This window comes from Methanobrevibacter woesei (genome assembly GCF_003111605.1).
Lineage (GTDB): Archaea > Methanobacteriota > Methanobacteria > Methanobacteriales > Methanobacteriaceae > Methanocatella > Methanocatella woesei.
In genome coordinates this window covers 1-12,616 of sequence record NZ_MZGU01000002.1, presented here as the reverse complement: position 1 = coordinate 12,616, position 12,616 = coordinate 1, and the positions used below count along the sequence as shown (strand labels likewise).

General features: G+C 25.8%; 8 protein-coding genes. 6 read left to right on the top strand and 2 right to left on the bottom strand.

The window, feature by feature from the left end:
• Positions 1 to 24: 24 nt before the first annotated feature.
• Positions 25 to 435: a hypothetical protein gene (locus MBBWO_RS00400; RefSeq protein ID WP_116668915.1), complete on the bottom strand. Its 411-nt coding sequence runs from the start codon at positions 433 to 435 to the stop codon at positions 25 to 27.
• A gap of 163 nt (positions 436 to 598) precedes the next feature.
• Here MBBWO_RS00400 and MBBWO_RS00395 point away from each other — a divergent pair, with 163 nt between their 5' ends.
• Positions 599 to 823 carry a hypothetical protein gene (locus MBBWO_RS00395; RefSeq protein ID WP_116668914.1) on the top strand — a complete coding sequence of 75 codons (225 nt, stop codon included), beginning with the start codon at positions 599 to 601 and terminating at the stop codon, positions 821 to 823.
• Positions 820 to 1,224 (top strand): type II toxin-antitoxin system VapC family toxin, encoded by a 405-nt coding sequence (locus tag MBBWO_RS00390; RefSeq protein ID WP_116668913.1) that lies wholly within the window; start codon positions 820 to 822, stop codon positions 1,222 to 1,224. The genes MBBWO_RS00395 and MBBWO_RS00390 overlap by 4 nt, the downstream gene beginning before the upstream one ends.
• Positions 1,225 to 1,284: 60 nt before the next feature.
• On the opposite strand, the gene MBBWO_RS00385 is transcribed toward MBBWO_RS00390, so the two are convergent.
• Positions 1,285 to 4,419, bottom strand: a complete 3,135-nt coding sequence (locus MBBWO_RS00385) for an ATP-dependent DNA helicase (RefSeq protein WP_116668912.1) — start codon at positions 4,417 to 4,419, stop codon at positions 1,285 to 1,287.
• A 124-nt stretch (positions 4,420 to 4,543) separates the two neighbouring features.
• Between MBBWO_RS00385 and MBBWO_RS00380 the strand changes: the two genes are divergently transcribed.
• From MBBWO_RS00380 to MBBWO_RS00365, 4 genes are all read left to right on the top strand, one after another.
• The gene (locus MBBWO_RS00380) at positions 4,544 to 7,615 is read left to right on the top strand and encodes an RNA-dependent RNA polymerase family protein (protein ID WP_243408438.1); all 3,072 of its coding nucleotides are present in this window, start codon (positions 4,544 to 4,546) and stop codon (positions 7,613 to 7,615) included.
• A gap of 107 nt (positions 7,616 to 7,722) precedes the next feature.
• A complete protein-coding gene (gene hsdR, locus MBBWO_RS00375) occupies positions 7,723 to 10,005 on the top strand; it encodes an EcoAI/FtnUII family type I restriction enzme subunit R (RefSeq protein ID WP_116668911.1) in 2,283 nt (760 codons plus the stop codon).
• An 18-nt stretch (positions 10,006 to 10,023) separates the two neighbouring features.
• On the top strand, positions 10,024 to 11,490 hold the full coding sequence (locus MBBWO_RS00370) for a type I restriction-modification system subunit M (protein WP_116668910.1): 1,467 nt from the start codon (positions 10,024 to 10,026) through the stop codon (positions 11,488 to 11,490).
• Positions 11,491 to 11,498: 8 nt separating this feature from the next.
• Positions 11,499 to 12,616 (top strand): restriction endonuclease subunit S (locus MBBWO_RS00365; RefSeq protein ID WP_116668909.1); only part of this gene is annotated, 1,118 nt, incomplete at its 3' end.

The window sequence follows — 12,616 nt, the reverse complement described above, 5'->3', positions numbered from 1 at the left end:
TTTCTTGTTGGTGTTTTTTCTCTATTAATCAGAGTAATATTCACCATCACTTCTGTATTTTACAGTAGAGCTTTGATCTTCGAGATATTCCGGGCTATGGTATCCATGTCTATCTGGCATATCTCCAGTTCCAATTAATCTTCCGCTTTCTTTATCATATAATCCATAATGTCCTTCACTTAACTCAACACTATACCATGTGTCACCTTCACAAACCCAGTCAGGATGGGGATCTTGATATTGGGATGATGATTCATAGCTTTGTGATGATTCCTCTACAACAGTCGCATTTGTACTGTTTGTTAAATTAGTTGTATTGTTAAGGGTCATATTATTGTCTTCTGCAGTATTTGCAGAAAATACGCAGAATAATCCAACAACAATACAACAGGCAATTAGTATAATAAGTATTGTTATTAATGATTTGTTACTCATTTAATCACTTCTTTATATTATTAAAGTATGTTTTTTGATATTATTAAATGTCATGATTAAAATTTATAGGAATTGATGAAAATTAGTTTAAATAACCGTATTGATTTCAATTAATAGGTAAATTTATTTATGCCTTTTGATATACAATTTAATAGGTGATAAAATGGGTATTGAAACAAAGGTATACAATAATCAAACTACAATTCCTGCACATCTTAGAAAAAAAGAATCTATTGATAATAATACTATCGTGGAATGGATAGAAAAAGAAGACAATACCTATGAAGTAAAATTCAGGAAAAAAAGAACATTCAAAGAGATGTTAGGTAAATATTCATTAGATGAACCAACAAATAGTGTAGAGTTAAAAAAGGAGCTTTATAAATGAAAGTATTTTTAGACACTTCATTTATTGTTTCATCGATTATTAAGACAGATTCTAATCATGAAAAAGCAAAAAAATTGATTATAAATGAAGATTTGTTAAATAATGAATGTTATATTTCAAATTTGATTATAAATGAGATTATCACTGTGATAGGAAATAAATTGGGATTAACAGCAGCTATTGAAGCTTATGAACTTGTAAATGATAATTTTAATATTTTAAATGAATATGAAATTAACAATTTCAATGATAAAGTTTTAGATGTTTATAGATTAACTAATACAAAATTATCTTTTACAGATTCTAGTATTATTATATTAATGCAAGAATATGGTATTGAAAATTTAGTTAGTTTTGATAAAGAATTTAAAAGAATTAAAAATATTAATTGGATTTATTGAGATTTTAGAATATTTTATAACTTTTTTTAAAAAAAATAAATAAAAAGTAATATTATCTTTTTATTTATTACAGAAAAATTTAAACTTACAATAGTCACAGGCAGCACTTTCATGAGGTTTAAAGTTATTGTTTTCTATTTTACTAGCTGCTTTATCTATGTTTAAATTATAGCTATCTGTATCATTTATTTCAATATCAATTAAGTTAGAATCTTTCATTGTGTAGATTTTAGCTTCATCAACTTTAATGTCTTTGTATTTAGCATCATTTTTAAGAGCTAATATATAAGTTGAGAGCTGTTTTTCATATTTCCATTTCTTGGATTCTCCATCTTCACTGTTTTTATAGTCTAGAATTCCTATTTTACCTTCAGAAGTTTCATATAATAAATCAATAGCTCCTTTTAGGTTATAACTATCTTTACGTATATTGAAGTCATATTCGCTTTCCAATACCTTAATTTTTGAACCTATTTTCTCATAGTATTCATTTACAGCTGTTACAATGGAGTTCAGCTCTTCTGAATTATGGATAATATTCTGTTCTTTATGATATGATTTTTCAGCTATTTTTCTGATTTCACTTTCATTAGGCATTTTTCCATAATCTTTAAGTTCTTTATTTATGATGTTGAATATTTCATGCATTATTAATCCATAGCTAATATCTTCACTATCTGATTGTTTAAATCCATAGTTGTAGATTAAGTTGTATTTTAATGGACACATCTGATAATCATTTAAACCAGTATAACTTAAATCCAATTTTTCTCCACTGTTATCTACATCACTACTTTCAATTTGAGGAAGTTCATCTAAATTATCTAAAGTAAGTTCCTTTAGGCACTCATCATTATTCTCAACTAAATTTTGACCAATTTCAGGAAGCTGATTTTCAATTTCATTAAGAGATAGAATTACAATATCTTCTGCTCTTGTAATTGCAACATAAAGAATCCTTTCCTCTTCTCTTTGATGTTCAGCTTCTTCTTCATCTAATGTTAAGTTTTTGTGTTTTAAATATTCAGATGGAGTGTAATAGATAGCACTTCCATTTTTGAACCTGTTTTCAAGAGGATTTGTAAACTCTTTTGGAAGGGCACCATCTCTAATTGAAGCAACAATAACTACTGGAAATTCAAGACCTTTGGATTTATGGATAGTTGATAAGAAAACACCTTTATCTTTTGAAACAGAAGACTCATAGTCACGAAGATTAGATGATAAGTACCAGAATAAGCCAACAAAATCATATTTTGACACAACAGTTTCATATTCATATAAGATTTCACTAAATCTGCCTATATTTTTAAATACATTTTCTTGGAAGTTTTCTAAAAATCCACAAAGCTCTAAAATCTCATAGAAAATATCCAGGATTGTAGGAATTGATTCCATATTGAACTGTTCTTTAAACACTTCCATTACTTCATTTAAATATTCTTCATCATTTATCTGTCTAATATCTGGAAGTGCAGTTACCTGATTTCTAATAAGATTGAATTTCTCAAAGAATTTTAAATCATCCTCATCAGTAATTCCCCAATTTTCCAGTTGACTTAATTCAAGAGTTGGTTTTTCAATATTATCAAATAATTTTTCTATAAACTCATCAGGCACCTGAGGATTTGTAAAAATGCCATTGAATGATCTTATTCTTGTTTTCTCACCAAACTCCTCTAAATACATATCTTTAAAAAGATTAAAAGCATCCTCTTCATATTCTTCCTGTTTTTTAATTAAAATATCTGAAGTTCTTTCTGATAAATTAATAAGCTCAGATTCAGCTAGTGTTTCTAAACTAAGCCATTTTCCACTCCAGCTATTTCTTAGAGGAACTTTAGATGTAAAATCAACAATATAATAAAAAAGGGTTAGAATAATTTGAATTTCATCTTTAAGTTCCAAATCAGCAAGTCCAGACATCTGGAAAGGTATATTATTTTTTTTAAGATAATTAACTAAATGTTCGGAGTCATTTTTAAGTGAACGGTAAAGAACAGCTATATCACTATACTTTAAGCCTTTTACATCAACCAAATACTTAATAAGATGGCCAATATTTTCACTTTCACTAACTTTTATAGATCTCTTGTCACTTGAAGTTATCATGTAAAAAGAGTCTTTATTAATCTCTCTAAATCCTTTAAGCATTTTTTGAGAGGTTTTACTTCTCTGATGCTTAATAAAATTATTGGAAATTGAGATAATATCATCAGTGGAACGGTAATTATAGTTAAGTGCCAGGTTTTTGCAGGAATATCTTGAGTGTAAATACTCAAAATAATCTCCAGTTGCACCTCTAAAACCATAAATTTTCTGGTCTGCATCACCAACAACAGTAAAAGAACCTTTATTTTTAAGTATTTCACCTAAAAGAATCTCAAAAATCTGAATTTGAATAGGGTCAGTGTCCTGAAACTCATCAATTAAAATATTGGTATATTGTGTTTTAGGGTTTTTAATAAGATAATTAAGAGCCTCTTTTTGAAGCAAATCGTAAGTTGAAAGGTTATTTTTTTTTAAAAGCTTTAAAAATTTAGGGTAAGACTCAGCTATTTTAAAGTACTTTGCATCATACCAGTCATCTTCCAGATTTCTTTCACCTTTTTTAACCTTTTTGTCATATTTAAGGGCTTTTCTTGGAAATTTGCCTTTTTGTCTAAATTCTCTTTTTACAAAATCAGCATATTCCTTACTATAAGGGTGATTTTCATGGATATAATCGCATAATCCATTAACATCTACATCAAAAAGTGAATACTCATCATACTTTTTAACAACATCTTTTAACTGACTGTTAGGGATATAAAATTCTCCTGTAAATCCTAACTCTTTTTTGTGCTGGCTTAAAAACATTATAAGCTCTTTTTCATCATAAATATTAAATATATTGATATTACTGTCAGCTAGTAGCTTCAAACAGAAACTGTGAATAGTTGAAATCTGCATCTCATTGATAACACTTTGAGCTATATTATCATTGTTTAAACGTTCTTTAAGTTCATGTGCAGCTTTTTTAGTGAAAGTAATTATAAGCATTGAAGAAGGCTCAATGCCATGATTTAGGAGAAATTTAATTCTTTCAATAAGTACGCGTGTTTTACCTGATCCAGGTCCTGCTTCAATAAGTAAAGGTTTTGGACCTAAATAGGTTACTGCTTCTTTCTGTTCTGGATTTAATTCAATTGACATGGGTATTCACATAAATATCTATTATCTTATAAATAAAATTAATAGTATATATAGATATATAATTAATTATATTAAAATCAATATTCTAAAAGTAATCTATTTTTTTGAATTAATGGTGAGATTTATGGGTGATATAGATATTTTAAAAGATCAATTAATTGCTTCTTATAAAAAACTTAAAAATCATATTTATTATGATAACTATGCTGTTATTCAAAGATTTGAATTAGCAAATTTTGAATTCGAAAATTTTAGAAATGATAAGGATATCTTTGATAAAGATGTGTTTGATAGATTTTTTTATAAATTTGCAGAAGATTTAATCAGTGATTTTGATAATGTAATTTCAGATATTGTTAATAAAATTGATGTTATTTCATTACCAAAATCAGTATCAAATGATAAAGATTCTATTAAAGTTATTTCAAATTGTAATAAAAAAAAGAACAATATTTCAAAAATTCACTATTTTATTGATTTACCTATTGAAGGCCATATTCTAAGTGTATTGTGGATTATTAAATCAGGTTTTGTTCTTGATAAAAGATTATATAATAATTGTTATGCTAACCGGATTAATGATACTTTAATTGATTCTATTTTAAACAATAAAAATATTTTTTCACCATTTTTATTTCATCCATATTATGAGAAATATTCCTCTTGGAGAGATAATGCATTAAATAGTATTACTACTCTATTAAAAGATAATAAAAATGCAATCATGTTATCATTAGATTTCAAAGATTATTATTATAGATCATTAATTGATTTTAAACGTTTAAATGATGATATTATTGATTCTAAAGAAAAAATTAATGTTCCTCATACGGATTTTGATGAAAAATTGAATTCATTTATTGAAAAAGTATTTAATTGTTATTCATTAAAATTTAAAAGAATTTTTGACAAAAATAATGAAGAAAATTTACCCATGATACCATTAGGATTTTTACCTTCATTAATTATTGCAAATTGGAATTTACAAGGTTTTGATCAATCTATTTTAGAAGATATAAATCCATTTTATTATGGGAGATATGTTGATGATGTTTTGATAGTTATGGAATCACATGAAAAAAGTGAACTTCATGGTGAACAACATATAAACGAACTATCTTTAAATAAATTTATTGAAAAATATTTGACTTATAAACATGAAAATCCACATAATAATATTTTTAAAAAGAATAATTCTGATTGGATGCTGTGTGATATACCTGTTCATAATAATGAAGAAAATTATTATCCCTATAACAATTTGAAAATACAAAATGATAAATTAAAGATATATAAATTTTCTTACAAATGTTCAGATGTTATTCTAAAAAATTTTAGGAAAGAAATATATAAAAATTCAAGTGAATTTAGATTAATGCATGGTTTTGAGTCAATAATTGATGAACTTGAAGATAATATATATCAAATTAATTATCGTGAGTCTATTAATAAATTGAATGATATTGAAAATGTAAAAATTAATAAATTTGAGATTTCGAAAATTTTAACTAGACTTAATATTGCTTCAAAAAATATGAGTAATACAATTTCCATGGATATTGTTAAAGAAATTTTAAATGCATTTAATGGAAAATCATTGGAATTTTTTAGCCTTTGGGAAAAATTATTTTCATTTTTATATATTAATAATAAATTTGAAGAGTTATGTTTATACTGTCTTGATATTATTAATGAAATTTCTACTATTTCATTTTGTATAAAAGATAATAACTCTCAAAAAGAAACTTTTGATTTTTTATTAAAGGATATTGATGAAACTTATAATATTAAAAATTCATTATTTAAATTTTTGTATTTCTCTTTAGTAAGAACATTTTCATTAAAAAGCTTTAATGAAAATAATTATCATTTTAAAAGACTTCTAACTCATATTAATGAAAATACTTTTGATAATTATAATTATAAAAAAGATATTAAAATGATTCTTTTTTCATTAATGCAAAATAATAATCTAATGAAATATCCTTTACAAAATGCATATATGGTTTATAAGAATAATGATAATTATAATTTAATTAAAACAAATAATGGGGATTATGATGAATTTTTAGGAATATATCCTAGATTCATAAAACTTCACGAGTTTATATTGTATAACATCAATAAAGAATTGTTTAAAAAAAATTGTGATTTAAATTATATTAATGACTCTATCAATCTTTATTATAAATATAATTTTGAAGATAAAGGAAATATTAATGAAATAAAAGAAGGTTGTGGGTTAAATGTTAAAGATATCTGTAATTTAAATTGTAATATGTGTAAAAAAGAGCATATGAGTTATAATTATGCATGCAAGGTTTTTAACATTGGAACTGATATAAAACAGAGAATAAAAGTTGGTTTATTAAATACAAAACTTGAAGAGAAAGATATTGCTGATAGAATAAAAAAAATTCCAAATTTATCAAATAAACGATTTGATATGCTCAAAAAATTAATTAATGAATCAATAAAAAAAGAGGTTGATTTATTATTGATGCCTGAAATGTATATTCCCTATGAATGGATAGGAGAACTTGTTAAGATATCTAAAGATCATCAAATGGCAATTATTTTTGGTGTAGAACCTATTGAAAGTGAAGGATATGTTGGAAATTATATAATGATGGCATTTCCTTTTATTATCAATGAAAAATATTATGAATCTACACTTTTTTATCGTTTAAAAAATCATTATGCACCATCTGAGATTAAGTTATTAAAAACTTATGGAAAAGAACTAATTCGAACTGAAAAAGATTTTTATTATTTGTTTAATTGGAATAATGTATATATTGCACCATATTATTGTTTTGAAATTACAGATATTTCTTCAAGAAATATTTTTAAAAGTTGGTGTGATATAATTACGGTTTCAGAATTTAATAAAGATGTAAATTATTTTAATGGAATTGGAGAGTCGTTATCTAGAGATTTATTTTGTTATTGTATTAAATCAAACACTTCAGAGTTTGGAGGTAATGTAATTATACAACCATCTTCTTCTGAAAATAAATATTTAATTAATTTAAAAGGAGGGGATGATGATTATGTTGTAACATGTAATTTAGATATTAATATCCTAAGAGAAAATGCAATTAAAGATGATGTTTATGATAAAGAGAATACTTTTAAACCTAAACCCCCAGGTCTTGATATGACTATAATAAAAAAAAGAATGAAATTAGAATAAGTTTATATAAATTTTAAATTTCTTTTTTTTAATATAACTATGAGTAATTTGTTACTATTTTTTATAGTTTTATTTTCATAGTATATTATAATAAGGGGATATCAATAATGACTTTTGATAAATTAACTGAAGAAGATGTAAAATTTCAATTTATTACGCCTGCAATTGAAGATGCTGGCTGGAATAAAAATCAATTTAAATTTGAATATTCTTTTACTGATGGTGAAATTCAAATCAGAGGAGATAAAACTAATAGAGGGCCAAAGAAACGTGCAGATTATTTATTATTATATAAACCAAATTTACCAATAGCTATTGTTGAAGCTAAAGATCAGTATCACAGTTTAGGTGATGGAATTCAACAAGCAGTAGATTATGCAAATATATTAGATATCCCTTTTGCATTTAGTTCAAATGGTACTGGATTTTTAGAGAGAGATAGGATTAATGGAACTGAAAGAGAAATTAGTTTAGATGAATTTCCAAGTCCAGAAGAGCTTTGGGAAAGATATAAATTAAGCAAAGAGTTCACCCCAACTGAAGAAAAAATTGTAACACAACCTTATTATTATGATATAAATAGTAATAAAGAACCTCGTTATTATCAAAGAATTGCTATTAATAGAACTATTGAAGCAATAGCAAAAGGACAAAACCGAATATTGCTTGTTATGGCAACAGGTACTGGTAAAACTTTCACTGCATTTCAAATTGCACATAGATTAAAAGAATCTGGATTGAAAAAAAAGATTTTGTATTTAGCTGATAGGAATATTTTAATTGATCAAACAATGGATAATGACTTTAAACCATTTGAGAAGGTCATGACAAAAATAGAAAAAAAAGAAATGGATACTTCTTATGAAATATATTTTGCTTTATACCAGCAGTTAGTAGATGATAAAAAATCTAAACAGCCATTTACAAGTTTAGAGCCGGAATTTTTTGATTTAATAATTGTTGATGAATGCCACAGGGGTAGTGCTTCACAAGATTCAGAGTGGAGACAAATTTTAGAATATTTCCATACAGCAACACAAATTGGAATGACTGCTACACCTAAAGAGACTAAAAAAATTTCTAACATCGATTATTTTGGTGAACCAATTTATACATATAGTTTAAAAGATGGTATTAAAGATGGTTTTTTAGCTCCTTATAAAGTAATTAGGATTGGAATTGATAAAGATTTAATGGGTTATCGTCCTGAAAAAGGAAAAAAAGATAAAAATGGTAATTTAATTGAAGATAGAGAATATAATGTTTTAGATTTTGATAAAAATATTATCCTTGAGAAAAGACGTAAACTTGTTGCTAAAAAAATCACTGAATTTTTAAAAAAAACAGATAGATTTTCAAAGACTATTGTTTTTTGTGTTGATACAGAGCATGCAGATGCAATGAGACATTATTTAATCAATGAAAATAGTGATTTAGTTGCGGAAGATGAAAGATATATTATGAGGATAACTGGAAATGATGAAGAAGGTAAAAGACAATTAGATTATTTTATATCAAATAATGAAAAATATCCTACAATTGTAACAACTTCTAAATTACTCACTACTGGTGTTGATTGTAAAACTTGTAAATTAATTGTTTTAGATGAAAATATCAATTCTATGACTGAATTTAAACAGATAATAGGTCGTGGAACAAGAATTGAAGAAAAATATGGTAAAAATCATTTTACAATTCTTGATTTTAGAAATAATAGTCGAAAATTTGTTGATCCTGAATTTGATGGAGAACCAATATCTGTCGCAGATATTGACATTGATAAACCAATTTTTACTCTTTCTCCTAAGATTGATGGATATAAACCTCCTAAGCCTAAACCAAAAATAAATGATGTTGATGTAAATATCATTTTAGAACAAAATCAATGTTATGATAGTAATGGTAATTTAATTACTGAAAATCTGATTAATTATAGTAAAAATAAATTAATTGAAGAATATAATGATTTAAATACCTTTTTATCAAAATGGACAAGCGAAATGAAAAGAAATGCGATTATAGATGAGTTATATCAACATGATATTTTTTTAGATGAACTTAGAGAAGCTGCTGGAAACAAAGATATTGATGATTTTGATTTGATTTGTCACATAGCATTTGATAAAAAACCATTAACTCGTCAAGAAAGAGCAAACAATGTTAAAAAAAGAGGATATCTTAATAAATATGAAGGAATAGCTAAACAAGTCATTAATGGTTTAATTGATAAATATGCAAGTGATGGCATTGAAGATATTGAAAATATTCAGGTTTTGGATAATGAACCATTTAGAAATTTTGGTAGCCCTATTAAAATAGTTAAAGCTTTTGGTGGAAAAAATAATTTATTAAATGCAATGCATGATTTAAAAAGAGAACTGTTTATATAATATGTGGAGATTTAGTTTATGAGTTTAAATACATTTGTTAAAAGAATACAGGATATCATGAGAAATGATGCAGGAGTTAATGGAGATGCACAAAGAATAGAGCAAATGACATGGATTTTGTTTCTTAAGATATATGATTCAAAAGAAGAAATTTGGGAGCTCTATGATGATAATTATAGTTCAATAATACCAAATGAATTAAGATGGAGAAATTGGGCAGTAGACAAAAAAGACGGAAATGCATTAACTGCTGACTCTTTATTAGATTTTGTTAATAATGAATTATTTCCCGGACTTAAATCATTACCAATTGATGAAAACAGCACAAAAAGTCAGATTATTGTAAAAGGTGTTTTTGAAGATAATAATAACTATATGAAAGACGGTGTTCTTTTAAGACAAGTGATAAATATTATTGATGAACTTAATTTTGAAGAATATGAAGATCGTCATGCTTTTGGTGAAATTTACGAAACAATTCTTAAGGATTTACAAAGTGCAGGGAATGCTGGAGAATTTTACACACCTCGTGCAGTAACTGATTTTATGGCTCAAATGTTAAATCCTCAATTAGGTGAAAAAATAGCTGATTTTGCCTGTGGTACTGGAGGGTTTTTAACATCTGTTTTAAAAATTTTAGATAAAAAAGTTGTATCTACTGAGGAAAGGGAAAAATATAAAAATTCTATTTTCGGGATTGAAAAAAAAGCACTTCCATATATGCTTTGTGTAACAAATATGCTTTTACATGATATTGATAATCCTAATATTATTCATGGAAATTCATTTGACAAAAATGTGCTTGAATATTCTGATGATGAAAAATTTGATGTTGTAATTATGAATCCACCATACGGTGGACATGAGAAAAAAACTGTTTTAACTAATTTTCCAATTGATTTAAGAAGTTCTGAAACTGCTGATTTATTCATGTCTGTAATTATGTATCGTTTAAAAGAAAATGGAAGAGCAGCAGTTATTTTACCTGATGGATTTTTATTTGGTACTGATAACACTAAAATTGCTATTAAGAAGAAACTTTTATCAGAATTTAATTTGCATACTGTAATTAGATTACCTCATGATGTATTTGCTCCATATACAAATATTACAACAAATATATTATTCTTTGATAAAAAAAGCACTACTAAAGAAACATGGTTTTATAGGGTTGATATGCCTGAAGGATATAAACATTTCTCAAAAACAAAACCTATGAAATTAGAACACTTCAATGATGCTATAAATTGGTGGGATAATCGTATTCCTGTTGAAATTGATGGATTTGACAAAGCAAAAAAGTACACACTTGATGAAATTGTTAATAATAATTATAATTTGGATTTATGTGGATTTCCTCATGAAGAAGATGAAATCTTACCTCCAAAAGAGCTCATTCAACAATATCAAGAAAAACGCGCTAGCTTAAATGCAGAGATTGATAGAACATTAGATGAAATTAAAAAGATACTAAATATTGAATAGGTGTTTTTGTGAAAGCTCAAGATTTAAAGAATTCAATATTACAATTAGCCATGGAAGGTAAATTGGTTCCTCAGGATCCTAGTGATGAGTCTGCTTCTGTTCTTTTAGATAGAATTAGGGAAGAAAAAGAGCAGTTGATTAAGGATAAGAAGATTAAGAGGAATAATAAAGAGTCATTTATTTTTAGAAAAAATAATCATTTTTATGAGAAAATAGGTAAAAAAGGAGAACCTGTTTGCATTGATGATGAAATACCTTTTGATATTCCTGAAACATGGGAATGGTGTAGATTAAGTACTGTAAATAATATTTTTACTGGAAATAGTATCAATAAAACAGAAAAAGAAAGAAAATTTACTGGATTGACTGAGGGCTATAATTATATTGCAACTAAAGATGTGAAATTTGATTCAACAATTGATTATAATAATGGAATTAAAATCCCAAAAGATTTAGAAAAATTTAAAATCGCAGCTAAAGATAGTGTTTTACTTTGTATTGAAGGAGGAAGTGCTGGTAGAAAAATAGCAATAACAGAAGAAACAATTTGTTTTGGTAATAAACTTGCATGTTTTACAAGTTATGGAATAAATAACAAATTTTTATTTTATTATTTACAAAATCCTTTATTTATAGAAGTATTCAAATCAAAAACAACAGGAATTATAGGAGGAGTAGGAATAAATAAATTACGAAACTTACTTTTACCAATTCCTCCATTCAATGAGCAAGAAAGAATTGTAAAAAAAATTGATGAATTATCATATTATGTTGAAAAATATGATTATTTAGAAGAAGAATTGACAATATTGAATGATAATTTTCCGGAGTTAATTAAAAAGTCTATTCTTCAAGAAGCTATTCAGGGAAAACTTGTTCCTCAGGATTCTTCTGATGAGTCTGCTTCTGTTCTTTTAGATAGAATTAGGGAAGAAAAAGAGCAGTTGATTAAGGATAAGAAGATTAAGAGGAATAATAAAGAGTCATTTATTTATAAAGAAAATAATCATTTTTATGAGAAAATAGGTAAAAATGGAGAACCTGTTTGCATTGATGATGAAATACCTTTCGATATTCCTGAAACATGGGAATGGTGCAGATTTGGTAGTGTTGTCAATTTTTCTAT

What these genes read in the sequence shown, in the direction of transcription:
- MBBWO_RS00400 (WP_116668915.1), bottom strand. Translation starts at nt 435, where the DNA reads ATGAGTAACAAATCATTAATAACAATACTTATTATACTAATTGCCTGT.
- MBBWO_RS00395 (WP_116668914.1), top strand. Translation starts at nt 599, where the DNA reads ATGGGTATTGAAACAAAGGTATACAATAATCAAACTACAATTCCTGCA.
- MBBWO_RS00390 (WP_116668913.1), top strand. Translation starts at nt 820, where the DNA reads ATGAAAGTATTTTTAGACACTTCATTTATTGTTTCATCGATTATTAAG.
- MBBWO_RS00385 (WP_116668912.1), bottom strand. Translation starts at nt 4,419, where the DNA reads ATGTCAATTGAATTAAATCCAGAACAGAAAGAAGCAGTAACCTATTTA.
- MBBWO_RS00380 (WP_243408438.1), top strand. Translation starts at nt 4,544, where the DNA reads ATGGGTGATATAGATATTTTAAAAGATCAATTAATTGCTTCTTATAAA.
- hsdR (WP_116668911.1), top strand. Translation starts at nt 7,723, where the DNA reads ATGACTTTTGATAAATTAACTGAAGAAGATGTAAAATTTCAATTTATT.
- MBBWO_RS00370 (WP_116668910.1), top strand. Translation starts at nt 10,024, where the DNA reads ATGAGTTTAAATACATTTGTTAAAAGAATACAGGATATCATGAGAAAT.